The following is an 18,781-nucleotide window of genomic DNA, read 5'->3' on the forward strand; positions in this document are numbered from 1 at the left end:
GGCTAAAGGGCGGCAGGTCCGACCGGGCCTGCGGAGAACCGCCCTGGACGGGGTGTGACGAGGAGAGATCTGAGGAGAGATCTATGGCCTTCGCTGGCAATGTGGACGAGTTGGCCCTGCTGCAGGCGGTCCGGTTGAAAGAGCAGGTCAGCGCGGCTGTTCTGGACGAGCATCTCGGTGTGAGCGCCGCGTCCGCGCAGGCCGCCTACGACGCGCTGCTGACCCAGGGCAAGGCGCGGGAAGTCTCGGAGGGCCGGATCGGTCTGACCGAGGCCGGACTGTCGGAGCTCGAGGATCAGCTCGACGCCGAGCGGGTGTCCATCGACGAGGACTCCATCGCGGAGGTGTACGAGAGCTTCGTGCCGTTCCATGAGGAGTTCGTCGGACTGATCGATTCGGCCGACGCCGATCAGCTGGCCGACCTGGACCGCCGGGCGTCGGTCGTGTTCGACGACCTGTCGGCGTTCGTGCCCCGGTTGTCCCGCTACCAGGACCTGTTCGCCGACGCCCTCGCGAAAGTGGCTGCGGGGGAGACGAAGTGGATCTCGGAACCCGTGATCGACTCGTACGCCACCGTGTGGACCGAACTCCGCAAGGAGCTGCTCGGCGCGTCCGGCACCGCCGAGTGACGTGACACGCGTCACCACCCCCCTATTCGGGGGTGGTGACGCAGTGAGCCGGATCACTACTTTTCCTCTCATCCGGGATACGCCCACCAGGGTGTTCCCCACGGACCACGGAGGAATCGAGTGACCACAGTCTCCAACTCGGGTGCGGGCGCCCCCCATGCCCCCACACCGGTGCGCCAGGGCGGTACCAGTGTCCGCAAGGTGGCCATCGCCAGCGGCATCGGCACGACCATCGAGTTCTACGACTTCTTCATCTACGGCACCGCCGCAGCCCTGGTGTTCCCCACGGTGTTCTTTCCCGCCCTCGGCTCCACCGCCGGCACCGTCGCCTCCTTCGCGACCTTCGCCGTCGCGTTCGTCGCCAGGCCCGTGGGTGCGATGCTGTTCGGCCACTACGGTGACCGGATCGGACGTAAGAAGACGCTGATCTCCACGCTCATCCTGATGGGTGTCTCGACGTTCCTGATCGGCCTGCTGCCCGGTGCCGCGACGATCGGGGTCGCGGCCCCGATCCTGCTGGTGCTGCTGCGTTTCGGTCAGGGATTCGCCGTCGGCGGCGAGTGGGCGGGCGCCACACTGCTGACGGCGGAGTACGCACCCCCGGGCAAGCGCGGTCTCTACGCGATGTTCCCGCAACTCGGCCCCGCGGTGGCCTTCATCCTCTCCAGTGCCACGTTCCTCGTCACCGGCACCCTGCTCGGCGACACCAACGAGGTCTTCCTCGAGTACGGGTGGCGGATTCCCTTCCTGTTCAGTGCCGTCCTGGTCGGCATCGGCCTCTACATGCGGCTGGCGATCGAGGAGACACCGGTGTTCCGCGCGGCCCAGCTGGCCGACCGTGCCGACGCGACCCCGCGGAGCCTCCCGCTGATGGACGCCTGGCGGTACCAGACCAAGGAGATCCTCCTCTCGGCCGGCGCGCTCGCCACACTGTTCGCGTTCTTCTACATGGGCACAGCGTTTCTCACCAGCTACGGCACCAAGACCCTCGGGTTCGGCCGCCCGTTCGTGCTGACGGTCGGGATCGCCTCGGCCGTGGTCTTCGGATTCACGATCGTCGTCTCCGCTCTGTACTCGGATCGGATCGGGCGTCGGCGGGTCATCATGATCTCCTGCGGACTGGCCGTCGTGTGGGCGCTCGCGCTGTTCCCGCTGCTCGACACCGGTTCACCCGTCGCGTTCACGATCGGCGTGATGGTCACGCTCGCCATCTTCGGAATCGCGTACGGCCCCTGCGGGGCTCTGCTTCCGGAAATGTTCCAGACGCGCTACCGCTACACCGGCGCCGGACTCGGCTACAACCTCGCCGGCGTGCTCGGCGGTGCCGTGCCGCCGCTGATCGCCGCACCGCTGGCGTCCGCGTACGGCAGCGCCGCGATCGGCGTGATGCTCGCCGTCCTCGGCGTGGTCAGCCTGCTGTGCACGAAGGCCCTGGTGGAAACGAAAGACGACGCGCTCTGACAGGGCCGGCGAGGGGTGTCCGGACTTCGCACAGATACCGGCGCCCCTCGCCGTGCAGTATGCCCTGGATCACATCAACCAAGAGTAAGTTCGACCGCGGAAGGGCCTTCGGGTCTGCCCGTCCCGTAGGTGCCCGAACGGGCTCCTGGAGAGGAAGAGTGATGACAACCCCGCTTCCCAGCTACACCAACGGCGTGTGGGACGCCCCGATGCTCGGCGACACCATCGGAGACAACTTCGACCGGACCGTGGCAGCCCACGGTGATCGTGACGCCCTGGTCGACCGGCCCTCGGGGCGGCGGTGGACGTACGCGGAGCTGAGGCGGGACGTCGACGCCGCGGCGGCGGGGTTGCTGAAGCGGGGTATCGGGAAGGGCGACCGGGTGGGGATCTGGGCGCCGAACTGCCCGGAGTGGACGCTGATCCAGTTCGCGACGGCCAAGATCGGCGCCGTGCTCGTCAACATCAACCCCGCCTACCGGGCGCACGAGTTGAAGTATGTGCTCGATCAGGCCGGTATCCGTCTGCTGGTGTCGGCGCCCGAGTTCAAGTCCTCCGACTACGCGGCCATGATCGAGGAGGTCCGGCCCCAGTGCCCCGACCTCGAGATGGTGGTGCTCCTCGGCAGTGCCGAGTGGAGCCGGCTGGCGTCGGACGGCATGGCTGCGCACGCCGCCGACCCGTCCCTGCTGCCTGCCGCGCAGGCGGCCCTGTCCTCGGACGACCCGATCAATATCCAATACACCTCGGGGACAACCGGATTCCCCAAGGGTGCGACGCTCAGCCACCACAACATCCTGAACAACGGGTACTTCGTCGGCGAGCTGTGCCACTACACGGAGAACGACCGCGTCTGCATCCCGGTGCCGTTCTACCACTGCTTCGGCATGGTGATGGGCAACCTGGCCTGCACGAGTCACGGCGCGACCATGGTCATCCCCGGGCCGTCCTTCGACCCGAAAGCCACGCTGCAAGCCGTCGAAGCGGAGAAGTGCACGTCGCTGTACGGGGTGCCGACGATGTTCATCGCCGAACTCGCCGAACCGGACTTCGCATCGTTCGACCTGTCGAGCCTGCGGACCGGAATCATGGCCGGATCACCCTGCCCGGTGGAGGTGATGAAGCAGGTCATCGAACAGATGGGGATGGCCGAGGTCTCCATCTGTTACGGCATGACCGAGACGTCGCCGGTGTCGTTGCAGACCCGGTCGGACGACACGATCGATCAGCGCGTGTCGACGGTCGGCCGGGTCGGCCCGCATCTCGAGGTCAAGATCGTCGATCCGGCAACGGGGTTGACCGTTCCGCGGGGCACGCCGGGCGAGCTCTGCACCCGGGGTTACTCGGTCATGCTCGGGTACTGGAACAACCCGGAGAAGACCGCCGAAGCGATCGACGCCGGACGATGGATGCACACCGGCGACATCGGTGTGATGGATTCCGACGGCTACGTCGCGATCACCGGGCGGATCAAGGACATGGTCATCCGCGGCGGCGAGAACGTCTATCCCCGCGAGATCGAGGAGTTCCTGTACACGCATCCGGACATCCTCGACGCACAGGTCATCGGGGTGCCGGACGCGAAGTACGGCGAGGAACTGATGGTGTGGGTGCGGATGAAGGACGGTACCGAACCCCTGGACGCGGCGAAGGTGCGCGAATTCTGCACCGGAAAGCTCGCCCACTACAAGATCCCGAAATACGTGCACGTCGTCGACGAGTTCCCGATGACGGTGACGGGCAAGGTGCGCAAGGTCGAGATGCGCGAGCAGTCTCTCGACCTTTTGATCGGGCGCACCTGACCCGCCTCGTCACCTGGTCCGCAGCAACGTCGCGACGGTGTCGAACAGCGTGTGTTCCAGTTCGGGCGTCGACACGGGGCGGCGCTTCACCCCAGCGTCCCGGTGATCGCGTCGAGCCCGGCGGCCGCACACGCCTGATCCCGCATTCCGTCGGGAGCGCCGCCGACGCCGATTCCCGCGATCGACCCGCCGGCCGACTTCACGCTCACCCCGCCGGCGAGGAACAACGTGCCGGGAAGGTCGGCGACCGTCGCGCCGTCGCCCTTGGCCCGTTCGCTCAGATCACTGGTGTTCGCGCCGAACGCGGCAGCGGTGTACGCCTTCTGACGCGCCGCCTCCACGGTGTGCTGAGCGGCATTGTCCCCGCGCAACATCGCCTGCACGTTGCCGGCGCGATCGACCACCGACACGGTGACGAACCCGAGCCCGTCGGCCTGGCACTTCGCGAGCGCCGCCTGCGCTGCGGCCTGCGCAGTGCCGATACCGAGACGGTTCTGGCTCACCACGCCGTCCGCACCGTCGATCGCGGCCGGCGCGGCGGCGGTCGCCACCGGAATGGACGTCGGACTCGCCTCGTCGGACGCGGACGTGCCGCACGCCGAGGTGGCGACGATCGCGGCGAGCGGGACGGTGATCGCCAGAATGCGGGGCAGGCGGTGGAAGGTGCGCATCGGAGGGCCTTTCGGATGTATGTACTTCACGGCTACCCGTAACACCCTGCGGTGTTGCGGGTTTTACCGCAATACCGTTCAGTTAGTGCGGGTTGCGTTACGATGAGGTGTGCCTCGGAGTGGATGGGTGAAACCGGTCTCGGATCGGCGGTTGTCGGATGTGGTGTCGGTGGGGTTGTTGACCAGGGTGTTTCCCGCGTCCCTGGTCGATGAGGTGATCGCGGAATGCGGGCGGACCGAGCAGCGCAGTAGGTCGTTGACCGCTCGCGTGACGGCGTATTTCTCGATCGGGATGGCATTGAATTCGCAAGGCTCCTACGAGGAGGTCTTCGAGCAGCTCACCGACGGTTTGTCGTGGTCGTCGGGATGGTCGCAGTCCTGGTCGTCGCCGACGAAATCGGCGATCTTCCAGGCCCGGTCCCGGCTGGGGCACGAACCGGTGCGGGAGCTGTTCCGCCGTGTCGCACGACCGCTCGCCGACGCGGATACACCCGGATCCTGGCTCGCCGGGCGCCGGTTGGTGGCCCTCGACGGGACCTGCCTCGACCTGCCCGACACCCCGGCCAACGCCGAGCATTTCGGGCGGCCCGGATCGAGTCGCGGCGAGAAGTCCGCGTTCCCGCAGGCACGATTGGTGGCCCTCGCCGAATGCGGCACCCACGCGGTCTTCGACGCCGCGATCGGACCGTGCCGCACCTCCGAGCGGGAGCTCGCGCACGATCTGTTCGACACCCTCGAACCGGGAATGCTGCTGCTCGCCGACCGCAGCCTGTACGGATTCGACATGTGGACCCGGGCCGCCGCCACCGGCGCCGACCTACTGTGGCGGGTCACATCGACCCTCTCACCTCGCCACCTCGAGACCCTCGACGACGGATCCTGGCTGGCACAGATCGTCCCCACCTCCGGAAAGAATCGGCAGCAGCGCACACCACTGACGGTGCGCGTGATCGACTACACCCTCGACGACGGGCGGGGAAACCCTGAGCAGTACCGGCTGCTGACCACCATCCTCGACCCCGCCGACGCATCCGCGGAAGAACTCGCCCTCGCCTACGCCCAACGCTGGGAGATCGAGAACACCTTCGACGAACTCAAAACCCACCAACGCGGGCCGCGAGCGGTCCTGCGGTCGAAATCCCCACCGCTGGTCGAGCAGGAAATCTGGGGGCACCTGTGCTGCCACTACGCCATCCGCACCCTGATGCGCGACGCCGCGACCGCCGGCAGTCACGACCGAAGACCGGATGTCCTTCGTCGCCGCCCTGCGGATCACCCGACGATCCCTGTCCCACAGCTCTTTTTCCCCCTCATAACCACCACGCCGCCACCCGATTGTGGAATCAGGGCATCGCCAAACTCCTGCGCCGCATCAACCCAGCACGCCGACACCGCGCCAACCCCCGCGTCGTCAAACGCAAAGTCCTCAAATGGCCCGCCAAACGCGCACACCACCAACACCATCCACAACCCACTCAACCGCCGAAATGCACATCCTTGTTCACTAACTGAACGGTATTGCGGTTAAAGGAGAGACTCAACAAGGAGATCCGGCGGCGGACCGATGTCGTCGGGATCTTCCCCGACCGCACCGCCCTCATCCGGCTCGTCGGCGCAGTCCTGGCCGAACAGCACGACGAATGGATCGAAGCCCGCCGCTACCTCGGTCTCGACGTGCTGGCCCGCTCCCGCGGAACCCACACACCATCCGAACCCGCCGAGGAGGTGACACCGGCGGCCCTGACCGCATAACCACCAGCCGAGGAATCACACGACGACGTCGTACACCACCTCACGGGACTTGACCCCCGCCCGACCTGGTGCCGACGGGCAAGTTCTCGAATCGATAACTCCTCAACCCGCGCGTCACGCCGAATCCGAGCAAACAGCTCCACGGGAATCCTCATCACTGCCCTTCAATGCTGGCGGCATAAACCAGATGCCACCACCACTGAACCGGGCTCAGCTCAAACCGTCACCACCACCACGGCGAGTCGAAGATGGGCTCAGATCAAACCGTCACAGTGGTCCCGAATCAAGCTGTCATAGTCAACACTTACGACCTGATGGCCCACCGACGATGCGGATCGCAAGGGACTGTCGGGATAACGGTTGAACTGGATCTGGCCGACACGCCGAGTTAGCTTGGCGAGAAGGCAAGACAATGACCGAAACACTCGATCCTATGGATCAGACGAAGATTGACCACCAGAAGCTGGCCCAACAACTGTTGGCGCAGGCGAAAGCCGAGGGTGTCGAGCTGGTCGGCCCAAACGGACTGCTCAACCAGCTCACCGCGAACGTCCTGGAAACCGCACTCGAAGCCGAGATGGACGAGCACCTCGGCTACGAGAAACACCACGTCACGGGGCGAAACGGCGAAAACTCCCGGAATGGGAGGCGGACGAAGACCGTGCTCACCGAAATCGGACCGGTACAGATCCAGGTTCCACGGGACACTGATGCCTCGTTCGACCCGCAGATCGTCAGGAAACGGCAGCGACGCCTGACCGGGGTCGACGAGATCATTCTGTCCCTCTCGGCGAAAGGCCTGACCACGGGGGAAGTCGCGGCACACTTCGACGACGTCTACGGCGCATCGGTCTCCAAGGAGACCATCAGCAAGATCACCGACAAGGTCCTCACGGAGATGACCGAATGGTCCGTCCGCCCCCTCGACCCGGTGTATCCAGTGATGTTCATCGATGCCATCCACGTCAAGATCCGCGACGGTCAGGTCGCCAACCGGCCCGTCTACGTCGCGGTCGGCGTCACTACCGCCGGGCAACGCGACATCCTCGGACTGTGGGCAGGTGACGGTGGTGAGGGCGCCAAGTTCTGGCTCGCCGTCCTGACGGAAATTCGCAACCGCGGGGTCACCGACGTGTGCATCGCCGTCTGCGACGGACTCAAGGGGCTACCCGACGCGATCACGACCGTGTGGCCACGAACCGTGGTCCAGACCTGCCTGATCCACCTGCTGCGCAACACCTTCCGTTACGCATCACGCCAGTACTGGGACGAGATGTCACGGGACCTGCGGCCGATATACACCGCAGTCAACGAGACCGCGGCCAAGGAGCAGTTCACCGAGTTTGCCGGCAAATGGGGCCCGAAGTATCCGGCGATCGTCCGCCTGTGGGAGAGCGCCTGGAGCGAGTTCGTGCCGTTCCTCGACTACGACCCCGAGATCCGCCGGGTCATTTGCTCGACGAACGCGATCGAGTCCCTCAACGCGCGCTACCGACGGTCGGTGCGGGCGAGGGGACACTTCCTATTAGTTACGTGGAATCAGAACGAGGCTGGAACGATCTCGGCCAAGGAAACCACGGAACTGGGAGGCAGGCTTGGGAACGGTGGTGCTGGAGGAGAAGTGGCCGGTGCTCGGCAGACACGAACGCGCGGCAGGCTGGTTGCGAGTGTGGGTCGATCTGGGTCGAGCACCGCGGACGATCGACGCGTATGCGCGCGGGCTGGCGGAGTTCCTGCAGGTCTGTGAGGACCATGGCATCGACCCGGTCGCCGCGAACCGGGCGGATGTCGCGGTGTTCGTTCGCGAGCTGACCGGGCGGGCCAGCCGTCGCGGCAGGAACGTGGTGTCGATCGATTCCGGGTGTGGATTGGCAAATGCCACGATCCAGCAGCGGCTGGTGCCGGTGCGGTTATTTTTCGACTTTTTGGTGGAGGAAGGTGTTCGGGAATCTAATCCTGTTGGTCGAGGCAGGTATACGCCAGGGCGGAAGTGGGGTGGACAGCAGCGTGGCCTGGTGCCACGGCTCGTGAAACTTCCGTGGATTCCAACCGAGCAGCAGTGGCTCGACATCCTCGCCGTCGCCGCGGCCGAGCCGCCGCGTAACCGGCTGATGCTCGCACTGGCCTACGACGCCGCGCTGCGCCGCGAGGAGTTGTGCTCCCTGCGCACCGACGACCTGGATCCAGCTCGTCGGATGTTACGAGTGCGGGCGGAGACGACGAAGAACCGGCTCGAGCGAATAGTGCCGTATTCGGCGCCAACCGGGGTGTTGCTGCAAAAGTATTTGACGCATCGAGCGACCATAAGCCAGGCCCGAGGACCGCTGTTTCTGTCCGAGTCACGCCGCAACCATGCCGATCCGTTGAGTTTGTGGACATGGTCGAAAGTGGTGCGACGCATCGCAGTCGATGCGGGAGTGCCGCAGTTCTCCACCCACACGACCCGGCATCTGTGCTTGACGGACCTGGCACGGACGGGTTGGGAACTACACGCGATCGCCACCTTCGCCGGACATCGCAGCACCGAAACCACACTCACCTATATCCACCTGTCCGGGCGGGAGCTGGCCGACAAGCTCGCTCTCGGCATGAACCACATCCACTCATGGCGGGTGGAGATGCTGGCTCGCCTCGACGAGCAGGAGACCAGTCGCCGATGACAATGATGATGAATTCGCAGACAGCACCATCCGTTTGGGAGTGGCCGCTACGGCTGGATCGTTTCCGTCGCCACGGGCGGCTCTCGAAGAACGAGTCCGATGCGCTGCAGACCCTCGGTTTCGACCTGCTACGGCTCGACCGGGAGCGCGAACACCCGCAGTGGCAGGCGATTGCGCGGTTGACCGCACCACTGGACGAGGCGATCGCGGCTCTGCACTGGCATCCCGACACCGTGTTCCAGCGACGGTTCGCCCGCTACGCCACCGCGATCGTCCTGCATCGCTGCGGTGAGCTGGGCCGCGACTTCTGGTCCTGGTCGACGCAGGAGTGGGCCGAGCTGCTGCGCCCACAGCAGCTGCGGGAGCGTTTCCGGGGGCAGGTCGGCATGCAGGCACGTCCCTATCTGCTCGTTCATGCCTATTTGCTCACCGGGTTCACCGCATTCGATCTGGTCGGCCCGTTCGCGCGGCAGACGTTGGCGCAGCGGATATTCGGTTCCGTCAGCGTCGATCAGGCGGTCGAGCCGGTTCGCGCGGTGCTGAACGGATGGGGATATCGTGCCGCGAATCTGGAGTCGATGATCTGCACCTTGTTGCTGCTCAACCGCAGCCCGATGCTGAACGAGCTCACCTCATCGGCGCTGGACCGGCTGCGGGCGGACGCGGCGATCGAACGGCACTTCCACGGCCGCCACCTGCACGGCGTTCACCGGGCTCTGGCCACGCTCGGCCACACCGGCCCTCCACCGGCACCGCGATACGGGGACGGGCCCGTCCCCATCACCGGCACCGCCCCGGGCTGGGCGCAGGCGGTCGAACGCTGGCACGCCACCGCGACGGTCCAACCGAGTACCCGCGACACCCATCGCGTCGTGCTGGCCAAGATCGGCCGTTGGCTCGCCGCCGACCATCCCGATATCACCGGGCCCGCTGACTGGACACGGCAGACCTGCTCGGCCTGGATCGCCGCCGTCGACCGCATGCATGTCGGCGACCACATCCAATCGGAGAGCTGGCGTGAGAGCCGCATCGAACAGCTCGGAAAACCATTGTCGGCGAAAACGAAACGCACCTACATCCGGATCGTCCGCACTTTCTTCCGCGATATCCAGGACTGGGACTGGATCCCGCGTCGATTCGACCCCGCGCGAGCATTGGAAACCCCGCGCAGCATCCGGGCACTGCAAGGACCCGACCCGCGAGTGATCGCCGATGACCTCTGGGCCAAACTTCTCTGGGCCGGCCTCAACCTCGATCCCGGCGACCTGCCCGCAGGACCCGGGGCCCACCCGGTCGACATGGTCCGCGCCGTCACGCTGACCTGGCTGTTCGCCGGCCAGCGCAGCGACGAAATCGCCCGGCTTCGGGTCGGCTGCATCCGCTGGCAACACGATCAGCCCGCCGTCGTCGATGACCGACAGCAGACCGACTCATCGGTCTGTCTGCTCGATATCCCTACCCACAAGACTGGCACCGCGTTCACCAAGCCCGTCGACCCGTTGTTGGGCCGGGCGATCGAAGCATGGCAGGCCCTGCGCCCCGCGCAACCACCGATGCTGGACCGGAAAACCGGTGAGAAGGTGCACTTCCTGTTCGCAGTCCGGGCCGGGCGGATCAGCAAGAACTACATCAACGACACGATCATCCCCGCGCTCTGCCGCAAGGCCGACATTCCTGCCGCCGACGTTCGCGGGCCGATCACCAGCCACCGCGCTCGCTCCACCATCGCGACACAGCTCTACAACGCCAAGGAACCGATGACGCTGTTCGAGCTGCAGGCTTGGCTCGGGCACCGCAGCCCGGAATCGACCCAGCACTACGCCAGAATTACCCCGAATACCCTGGCCAAGGCATACAACGACGCCGGTTACTTCGCGCGCAACGTCCGCACCATCGAAGTCCTCGTTGACCGCGACGCTGCGACTTCCGGCGCTGCCGCCGTTGGTGAGCCTTGGCAGCACTACGACCTCGGCCACGGATTCTGCAGCTACACCTTCTTCGAGCAATGCCCGCACCGCATGGCCTGCGCCCGCTGTGACTTCTACATACCCAAAGAGTCCAGCAAAAGTGAACTCTTGCAGGCGAAATCGAACCTTCAGCGCATGCTCGTCAGCATCCCACTCACCGACGATGAACAAGCAGCCGTCGAAGACGGCCAAGCCGCCCTCGACCAGCTACTGCAACGCCTCGCCGACGTTCCGACCCCGGCCGGAACAACACCACGCCAACTGACCGCCACCCCGTTGCCGATCGTCGCCGTCAACCATGGCCGACCAGCACGAACTTGACAATCTTGATTCCACAGAACCAGCGAGCAGGCCGCGCTCAAGTGTCTCTACCTGGCCACCCGGGCACTGGACCCCACTGGTAAAGGAAGAGCACGATGGGTGACGAGGTGGAAGCCGGCCCTCAACGCGTTTGCTATCACATTCGAAGGCCGCATCACCCCAACGATGATCTAGATTCATGTGCCAGAACTGGATCCACCGATATTCTGACACTCCCGATCGCAAACTCACCGTATTCGCGAGCGACCTGAGCTTTGGTGAACTCCGCGTACGGGCTGAACCAGGCCTGGACTCCGTTGCCTATTTCGAGGACCGCGTAGGCGGCGAGTTTGGGTCTGGCAGTCGTGAAATCGCCAACCGCGCAGCCCTATGTCGATGATGTCGCTCGCATGGGGGCGTGGGCTTCACGCATCTCGACAATATGCGAGCGGTGGGCTCGTCGAGTGAGCGAATCTCGTTGTTGCACAGGAGTCAGTCGCCCTATTGGAGGCTCAGCCTACGGGCCTCTATTTCCTGTATTTCCTGCCGGCACCGCCGCCTGGTCTGTACTGCGCACCGGTGGCGGCCAGCCGGACAAGCCAGTGCGACCACAGGTAGTCGCGCCTGCGCAGAAGGTCGTCGTCGGTGCCGTAGCCGGTCTCGGTGAGACGTAGCCGGGCACCATCTGCCTCCGGCTCGAGAGTGATCACGGTCCGCAACGGCCCTGGCCAGTCCGGTGCTCGCCACACGAATGTCACCGAGTCTGGCTGGCGGATGCTTTCGACGTGTCCTGACACCACTGGCCATCCCGGCGCGGCAACCACTACGACCCCACCAGCCTCCGGCTCCAACTCGACGACAGCACCCATCCATTGACCTGCCGCGTCCTCGGAAATCAACAACGAGAAGAGGTCAGCGACCGCGATCTGGTAACGGAAGGATTTCTCAGTCATTGCCACCCTCGCCTCGAGACTGCCGAATTGCGGCTTTCGGGAATTCTCGGGCGATCGGGACGTGTGTGGAGCGGTAGTGCCCAAGGAATGCATCGGGGTCCTGCGGGTGGTTGTAGGTAGCAGTGAGCTGGTACATAGCGGTCCTGTCCTCCATTGTAGTGTCGGAGTGAACAATGCTCTGAGGTACTGGGCGCCAGGCACGGGACGACCAGACGAATGCTGTCGCAAATCGAGTTGATACCGGTCTGACAGCGGCGTTGTCGCTGTTAGTTCACCTGGCGGCCACCAGTCCAGAATTCTGCGCGAAGTCTGAATTTCTGGACCTTTCCGGTCGCGGTACGCGGGATGCTGTCCGTGAACAGCACTTGTTTGGGGATCTTGTATCCGGCGAGACTGTGACGTGTGTGGTCGATCAATTCGGTCTCGGTCACGTTTTCGCCGTCTCGAAGCACCACCAACGCAGTGACCATTTCACCCCATTTGTCATCGGGAACGGCGATGACGGCCACCTCGGCTACCGCCGGGTGAGTGAACAGGACATCCTCGACCTCGATGGAGCTGACGTTTTCCCCGCCGGTGATAATGACGTCCTTTTTGCGGTCGGAAATCGTCAGATACCCGCCTGCGTCGATGGATCCACCGTCGCCGGTGTGGAATTGTCCGCCACGCATCGCGATGGCGGTTTCCTGCGGATTGTTCCAGTAGCTGTCCATCACGGTGTTCGACGCGACCAGTATTTCCCCGTCCGCGTCGGTGCAGAGGCGGGTTCCCAGCGACGGCGCACCTGCTTTGGACAGCATCTTGGCGCGCTCGATCGCCGGAAGGCTGTCGTACTCGGCGCGCGAGCGGTTCACGGTCAACAGCGGCGAGGTTTCGGTGAGGCCGTAGATCTGGTTGAACTGCCAACCCAGTTCTTCTTCGATGCGGGCAATCGTGCGCGACGGCGGTGGCGCTCCGGCAACGACCAGCCGCACCTGCCCGCGGCCGGGGATCTCACCTTCCCAGTTCTGGGCGGCGTCGAGGACCATGTTCCACACGGTCGGTGCGCCGCACATCAACGTGACCCCGTGTTCGTCTACTCTGCGCAGAATTTCTGCGCCGTCGACTTTGCGGAGGACGACCTGCTTGATGCCCAACCCGGTTGCGGTGTAGGGCATTCCCCAGCCGTTGCAGTGGAACATCGGTAGGACGTGCATCAGCACATCGCGGTCGCTGACCTGCATGTGCATCCCGAATGTGACCGAGTTGATCCAGATGTTGCGGTGCGTGAGTCGCACGCCCTTGGGTTTTGCAGTCGTACCGCTGGTGTAGTTCAGTGTTGCGGTGGCGTCCTCGTCGGGTTGTTGCCATCGTCGCGGTTCGATGTCGAGCCGCAGCAACGCCCGATCGGAGTCGGCGCCGAGCACGAACCTGTGGCGGGCGCCGACACCGATGAGGTCGTCGTCGAGTTCAGGGTCGATCAGAATGACGTCGGCTTCGCAGTCGCCGACGATGTAGGCGACTTCCTCGGGCTGCAAACGAAAGTTGACCGGTACGAGGATTCGTCCCGACGAGGGCACCGCCAGCAGCAGCTCTAGCAATCGCGCCGAGTTATGGCTGACCACCGCCACCCGGGCACCTTCGGGTACGCCCAGCTCATCGAGGCCGGCCTGGATTGCTCGACCTCTGCGCGCCATTTCACGGTAGGTCAATTCTTCGACGGCGGCCGCGGGCTGTATCGGCTCGTCAACCACACCGATCCGGTCGCCGTAGACGAGTTCGGCGCGATCGATAAAGTCGTTGGTGGTCAATGGAACCCTCATGGAGTTTTCCTCATTATTGTCTCGAGACCCGGCAAGAAGAGCCATCCGAAGCTCTCCGGTCGAAGCCGAACCTGAATCCAGCGCCGCCTCGCGCCGCCCCGTCGTCGGGTCCACGGTTCACTGTAGGTAGCACCTCGGGGCGTGCGGAACCCCCACCGACAACTCCTACCTCCGATCGGAGGTAGTCCGCCGGATGCAGTTGGTGTGATGGTGAGTCTTGCCGCCGCGAAGTGTCAGGGCGCCTGGCGGTGAGTGATGGTTGTCCGTCGCCCGAGGTAGTGGGCGAGGAGTCGGGCCGCACGGGGAATGCGTGGTTGTGGGGGCAGCGATTCGCTGGCGCGCTCCTCGTGCACCCACAATCGGCCGCTCTGCTCAAAGCGCGAAAGGGCCGCTTCGACCTATCGGCACCCTTGCATGCCCGCCCTGCACACCTAGGACATCGATCTCAGACACCAGCCTAAGGAAGCCAGCATGGACCGCCGCGGAACCGCACTCACCAAACCAATCGAACTTGCCGCGCTCGAGGCGGCGTCGCTGCCCGGGGTACGCGACGTGCGGGCCTCGCCGGATGCGCTCCGCGTCTTCTTTGTGGAGGCGGATTTCGTCATACGGCTGTCGAGGCCCGCACCCCGATCTCGGTGGGACACCGATTGGGCCGTCAGTGTGCGGGAAGCGAGCCCCGGCCTGGGTACGTGGTGGGGCGAATGGCAGCGTTCGTTCGTCGGGGATCACGGCGAAGTGGGGTCGAGGATCGCCGAAGACATACGGGATGCGCTTGGCCGAATACGCAGCATGCTGGCCGATCATTCGGCGCCCGGGAGCCCGTCTGCGACGTAGTCGAGGCCACCTTCTTGGACACCTGCGGGCAGCTGACGGTACCGGGGCGATGGGCCCCCAAAAGTGGTGTTACTCGGTTGGCGACCCTGGTTAGAAGGACCCCGTGGACCGCAGCCGGCGGTTCCGGCCCTGCGTGACGGGTTCGGAGGCGTTAGTGTGATGTTTGTCGGCTACCTCGCCGCAGAGAGGGGGGCGTCGACATGACTGTCCTAGGTATCGATCCTGAGTTCAACCCTGTGCTCTCCCTGCTCGACCGAACCGCGGCGCTGCGACACAGCGCGGAAATTGTCCATCGTGTGCTCGGCGCGGACCTAGCGGCCGGTGCGAACCGGATCGCCGAGGACGACACGATGGAGGTCGTGGCGGTGGTGGGCGGGTGCACGGAGGAGCTCAACGGGCTGGTCGTCGGGCCGCAGGCGGGCCTCGGGGGCCAGGCGGCGGTGTTGCGTCGGACCGCGGCGGTCGAGGACTACTGCCTGAGCCGGGCCATCACCCACGACTTCGACCACGCGGTTCGGGCGGAGGGGCTGCGGGCGGTGATGGCTGCCCCGATCGTGCGCGCCCACCGGCTCTACGGGCTGCTCTACGCGGCCCGTCGGTCCGCGGTTCCGTGGACCGACGGCGACCGGGCCGAGCTGCTTGGCCTCGCCCGACAGACTGCGGTGGCGATGGAGGTCGCAGACAGCGCGCGCGAGATGGCCAAGGTCGCCGTGTTCACAGAACGTCAACGCCTCGCGGTCCGGCTGCATGATTCGGTTGGTGCGACGTTGTTCAGTCTTCGGGTGGCGTTGACGTCGGCGAAGGCGGGCACGGCGCTCGGCCCCAGGTTGGAACTGCTGACCGATGCCCTGGCTCTGACCGAACGGGCAACATCGGAGCTGCGGGCTCAGACCTTGTCGTTGCACCAACCACCCGAGGACAAGGCACTCGCGGTCGCTCTGCAGGGTGATTGTCGCGAGTTCGGCGAGCGCGCCGGGGTGGCGGCGGAATTGGTGGTCCTGGGTGATCTGCCGTTGCTGGATGCCGCGCGGACCGATGTGTTGCGGCGCACCGCCCGCGAGGCCCTGCTCAATGTCGAGAAGCACGCGGGCGCCCACTCCGTGGTCGTGAGCCTCTACCGGGCGGAGGACGGGGTGGGCATGGCCGTGGCCGACGATGGCACCGCCGGGGACATCACGCTCGAGGATGAGCGTGGCTTGGGCCTTCGGACCATGGCAGAGCGCGTCGACCGGGTGGGTGGGTGGTTGTCCTGCGCAGCCAACGAGGAAGGCGGCAGTACGGTGCGGGCGTGGGTTCCCGGCGCTAGAGCATTCCGGCCTGTTGCGCCTTGACCACGGCGTCCAACCGGTTGCGGGCGTCGAGGTGGGCCAGTAACGATTGAACGTAGGACTTCACCGTGTTCGGCGCCAGAGACAGCTGCTTCGCGATCTCGGTGTTGCTCTCGCCCATGGCGAGGCGCTCCAGCACCTGGTACTCGCGCCGCGAGAGTGCCAGCGGATCCCCGGTGCTGATCACGGGGTCGCAGTAGCGTCGTCCGGCGGCGACCTCCCCGATCGCGGTGACCAGCACTGTGCAGGCGTTATCCTTGTGTACCACCGCGTCCATCCCGACCAGCCCCGCGATCTGGCCCACCGTGCGCTTGCTGTCCCCGGTGAACAGCACCAGCTTCAGTCCAGGGCATGCCCCACGCAACGCGGCTGCGGCGTCCGGCAGCGCCATGTCGGGCAGATGCAGATCCAGCAGCACCACGTCGGGTCGTTCGGCGGCGGCGATCGCGACGCCCTCGGTCGCCGTGCGCGCCCCCGGGCACATCTGAATGCCCACCGTCCCCTCCACCAGCCGTTCCACGCCGAGATGCACGATCGGATGGTCGTCGATCACCAGCACCCGCAGCACACCCGGCTGGGCACGCAAGACACCTGGATGGGCCACTGTGGCGATGGAATGCGCGGGTGCGCCGCTCTGGCCTCGACGGTGAGGGGGCATGCATCCACGGTAACCCCCGCGCGTTCGGGCTGCCGCGAAACACCAGCACCGACGACCTCCGATCGGAGGTAGGCGACCCTTCGCTGGCGTGTGATGTTGGTCTCAACGTCATAGTCGTCGGTGGTGGCCCGGAGGGCGTGCAGGTCCATCGCCGCGGCGCAGACGACCATCGACCGCGCCCGAGCCATCAAAATCTGGAGGCTGGGCGAGGTGCACGTGACGTGCAAAGCGAGGAGGCAGGCATGAGTGAGGGCGCAGGGCCCAGCATTACGGGGGTCCACCACTTCTCTCCGACGGTCACCGACATCGAAGCCAGTGTGGCTTGGTACCAGCGGCTGTTCGGGATGGATCGAGTTCCGGTGACATTCCCGCACCTCGACCGAGAGAATACCGGCTACGCCGTGCTTCTCGTCGACCCGCGCTCGGGTGCGGCGATCGGGCTGCACACCAACGAGGCGAACCAAGGCGAGCCGTTTGACGAGGCCCGCACGGGACTGGACCACGTGTCCTTCAGCGTGGCCACCCGGGACGAGCTGGTGGCCTGGCTTGCCAGGCTCGACGAGCTCGGCATCGAGCACACCGGCATCAGGGACGAGCAGGAGCCGTTCGTCTACTCGACGGTGGTGTTCCGAGACCCCGACAACATCCAGCTTGAGCTCATCGCGGTCGGCTGACGCGAGCCGGTGGCGACTCGATCACTGGTGAGCATAGCCAGAGCGGGCAGCATCGTGCCCGGACGATCACGCCGTCACCAACGACATCTGCGAAGGAGGCCGGCATGAGCAGGGTCTTGATTGTGCCGACCGACCACCGGACCCTCTCCGACGGGTCGAAGCATGCGAGCGGGCACCGGTGACAACTGGCACGAGGGACTGGTCGTCCCCGACCAGATCTTCGGAGCGGAGCGGGTCGGCCTCACCATCGCCACCGTCGGCGGCGTCTTGGCGATCGCTGACGAGGCCGGGTTCACCCGAGATGCGCCGTGGCAACGCAGCCAAGGGTCAGGAGTTCCGCGACTACATCGTGAGCATCCGTGACGAACTTGACTGCCCGGCCCGTCTCGAGGACGCCAAACCCGATGACTTCGACGCGATCATGTTGCCTGGCGGGCACGGTGCCATCGCGGACTTGGCCGTCTCCGAGGCGCTCGGGGCGACCCTGGTGCAGACGCTCGACAGCGGCAAGGTGGCACGAGCCCGCCGGGTTGTTTTCCGCCGCGCGGGAGGACGGCACGTGTGCGTTCGTAGGCTGTCGCCTCACAGCGTTCACCAACGAGGAGGAGGCTCAAGCTGGGCTCGCGGAGCAGGCGTCCTGGCTACGCGGAGACCCGGCTGTGGGACAGCGGCGCCATGGTCGAAGTGAGCAGCGCCTGGGGTCCGCAGGTAATCGTCGACGGCAACCTGGTCACCGGACAGAACCCGGCCTCGAGTGAACCCGTGACCCGTTGGCTCCTCAAGATGCTCTCCGCTGAGGCCTGACCCACCACTCGCTGCCCTGTCCTCGCCGATGTCCGCGCGCTCTCGTGGACGCCCCGTCGATCGACGGCCCTTCCAGCGTAAACAATGCCCTGAGGTGCTGGGCGCGAGTCAGTCGCGAAGAGTCGCGCGCGGTGTTAGGGGAGACCTTGGCATGGTGAAGTAATGATTGAAGTGTCATCGGGTGTATGGCGAGCGTATGAACTCGCGCGCCATGCGGAACGCCGCTGTCGGGAACTCTGCCGGCGTCCGCCCCGTCGGCCAGCCGGTCCACGCCGAGATGCACGATCGGATCGTCGTCGACCACCAGCACCCGCAGCACGCGCGGCTGGGCACACGAGACACCAAAATGGGCCACTGAGGCGGTGGAATGGGCGGGTACGCCGCCCTAGCCTCGACGGTGCGGGGGCATGTTTTTACGGTAACCGCCGTGGGTTCGGGCCGCTGCGAATCCCCAGTATCGACTATCGACTACCTCCGATCGGA

Annotated in this window: 16 protein-coding genes and 6 pseudogenes; 16 read left to right on the forward strand and 6 right to left on the reverse strand. The window is 65.5% G+C overall.

The window, feature by feature from the left end; translation table 11 throughout:
- The first annotated feature begins 83 nt into the window (after positions 1-83).
- From H0B43_RS39290 to H0B43_RS39300, 3 genes are all read left to right on the forward strand, one after another.
- Positions 84-629 carry a hypothetical protein gene (locus H0B43_RS39290; protein WP_005568328.1) on the forward strand — a complete coding sequence of 182 codons (546 nt, stop codon included), beginning with the start codon at positions 84-86 and terminating at the stop codon, positions 627-629.
- 120 nt (positions 630-749) lie between these two features.
- Positions 750-2,090: an MFS transporter gene (locus H0B43_RS39295; protein ID WP_005568326.1), complete on the forward strand. Its 1,341-nt coding sequence runs from the start codon at positions 750-752 to the stop codon at positions 2,088-2,090.
- 161 nt (positions 2,091-2,251) lie between these two features.
- On the forward strand, positions 2,252-3,892 hold the full coding sequence (locus H0B43_RS39300; protein WP_005568324.1) for an AMP-binding protein: 1,641 nt from the start codon (positions 2,252-2,254) through the stop codon (positions 3,890-3,892).
- 86 nt (positions 3,893-3,978) lie between these two features.
- Here the strand turns inward: H0B43_RS39300 and H0B43_RS39305 are convergent, their stop codons facing one another.
- Complete coding sequence (locus H0B43_RS39305; RefSeq protein ID WP_005573216.1) at positions 3,979-4,563, reverse strand: heme-binding protein; 585 nt, start codon at positions 4,561-4,563, stop codon at positions 3,979-3,981.
- 109 nt (positions 4,564-4,672) lie between these two features.
- Between H0B43_RS39305 and H0B43_RS39310 the strand changes: the two are divergent.
- The 7 genes and pseudogenes from H0B43_RS39310 to H0B43_RS39335 all read left to right on the forward strand — a co-directional run.
- Positions 4,673-5,879, forward strand: a pseudogene (locus tag H0B43_RS39310) (IS4 family transposase).
- 214 nt (positions 5,880-6,093) lie between these two features.
- Positions 6,094-6,315 (forward strand): annotated as a pseudogene (locus H0B43_RS39315) (transposase); the annotation flags it as partial.
- 412 nt (positions 6,316-6,727) lie between these two features.
- Positions 6,728-7,834: pseudogene (locus H0B43_RS39320) on the forward strand (IS256 family transposase); the annotation flags it as partial.
- Between the two features lie 148 nt (positions 7,835-7,982).
- Positions 7,983-8,195 (forward strand): annotated as a pseudogene (locus H0B43_RS43015) (integrase); the annotation flags it as partial.
- A 135-nt stretch (positions 8,196-8,330) separates the two neighbouring features.
- Positions 8,331-8,975, forward strand: coding sequence for a site-specific integrase (locus H0B43_RS43020; protein ID WP_312037659.1), 645 nt, complete (start codon positions 8,331-8,333; stop codon positions 8,973-8,975).
- Positions 8,972-11,263: a tyrosine-type recombinase/integrase gene (locus H0B43_RS39330; protein WP_185726419.1), complete on the forward strand. Its 2,292-nt coding sequence runs from the start codon at positions 8,972-8,974 to the stop codon at positions 11,261-11,263. The genes H0B43_RS43020 and H0B43_RS39330 overlap by 4 nt, the downstream gene beginning before the upstream one ends.
- A gap of 12 nt (positions 11,264-11,275) precedes the next feature.
- Positions 11,276-11,437, forward strand: a pseudogene (locus H0B43_RS39335) (IS256 family transposase); the annotation flags it as partial.
- Here the strand turns inward: H0B43_RS39335 and H0B43_RS43400 are convergent.
- From H0B43_RS43400 to H0B43_RS39355, 4 genes and pseudogenes are all read right to left on the reverse strand, one after another.
- Positions 11,418-11,618, reverse strand: a pseudogene (locus tag H0B43_RS43400) (hypothetical protein); the annotation flags it as partial. The pseudogenes H0B43_RS39335 and H0B43_RS43400 sit on opposite strands and share 20 nt — an antisense overlap.
- A gap of 151 nt (positions 11,619-11,769) precedes the next feature.
- Positions 11,770-12,195 carry an SRPBCC domain-containing protein gene (locus H0B43_RS39345; RefSeq protein ID WP_005560606.1) on the reverse strand — a complete coding sequence of 142 codons (426 nt, stop codon included), beginning with the start codon at positions 12,193-12,195 and terminating at the stop codon, positions 11,770-11,772.
- Complete coding sequence (locus H0B43_RS42715; protein ID WP_312033592.1) at positions 12,188-12,349, reverse strand: EthD family reductase; 162 nt, start codon at positions 12,347-12,349, stop codon at positions 12,188-12,190. Before H0B43_RS42715 ends, H0B43_RS39345 begins: the two co-directional genes overlap by 8 nt.
- Before the next feature lie 112 nt (positions 12,350-12,461).
- Complete coding sequence (locus H0B43_RS39355) at positions 12,462-13,997, reverse strand: AMP-binding protein (RefSeq protein ID WP_005560605.1); 1,536 nt, start codon at positions 13,995-13,997, stop codon at positions 12,462-12,464.
- 471 nt (positions 13,998-14,468) lie between these two features.
- Between H0B43_RS39355 and H0B43_RS39360 the strand changes: the two genes are divergently transcribed.
- Positions 14,469-14,834: a hypothetical protein gene (locus tag H0B43_RS39360; protein ID WP_005560602.1), complete on the forward strand. Its 366-nt coding sequence runs from the start codon at positions 14,469-14,471 to the stop codon at positions 14,832-14,834.
- Between the two features lie 236 nt (positions 14,835-15,070).
- Entirely contained in the window at positions 15,071-16,165 is a 1,095-nt protein-coding gene (locus H0B43_RS39365) for a GAF domain-containing sensor histidine kinase (protein ID WP_185723533.1), read from the forward strand.
- On the opposite strand, the gene H0B43_RS39370 is transcribed toward H0B43_RS39365, so the two are convergent.
- Positions 16,137-16,715: a response regulator transcription factor gene (locus tag H0B43_RS39370; RefSeq protein WP_043793399.1), complete on the reverse strand. Its 579-nt coding sequence runs from the start codon at positions 16,713-16,715 to the stop codon at positions 16,137-16,139. The two genes, H0B43_RS39365 and H0B43_RS39370, sit on opposite strands and share 29 nt — an antisense overlap.
- 347 nt (positions 16,716-17,062) lie before the next feature.
- Between H0B43_RS39370 and H0B43_RS39375 the strand changes: the two genes are divergently transcribed.
- From H0B43_RS39375 to H0B43_RS39385, 4 genes are all read left to right on the forward strand, one after another.
- Positions 17,063-17,494 carry a VOC family protein gene (locus tag H0B43_RS39375; RefSeq protein WP_043793396.1) on the forward strand — a complete coding sequence of 144 codons (432 nt, stop codon included), beginning with the start codon at positions 17,063-17,065 and terminating at the stop codon, positions 17,492-17,494.
- A 162-nt stretch (positions 17,495-17,656) separates the two neighbouring features.
- Positions 17,657-17,857, forward strand: a complete 201-nt coding sequence (locus tag H0B43_RS39380) for a hypothetical protein (protein WP_005572966.1) — start codon at positions 17,657-17,659, stop codon at positions 17,855-17,857.
- Between the two features lie 312 nt (positions 17,858-18,169).
- Complete coding sequence (locus H0B43_RS42720; RefSeq protein ID WP_005572962.1) at positions 18,170-18,298, forward strand: hypothetical protein; 129 nt, start codon at positions 18,170-18,172, stop codon at positions 18,296-18,298.
- A 196-nt stretch (positions 18,299-18,494) separates the two neighbouring features.
- Positions 18,495-18,656, forward strand: coding sequence for a hypothetical protein (locus H0B43_RS39385; RefSeq protein ID WP_185723523.1), 162 nt, complete (start codon positions 18,495-18,497; stop codon positions 18,654-18,656).
- Positions 18,657-18,781: the final 125 nt, after the last annotated feature.

It is taken from the genome of Rhodococcus sp. 4CII (genome assembly GCF_014256275.1).
In the GTDB taxonomy this organism is placed as follows: domain Bacteria; phylum Actinomycetota; class Actinomycetes; order Mycobacteriales; family Mycobacteriaceae; genus Rhodococcus_F; species Rhodococcus_F wratislaviensis_A.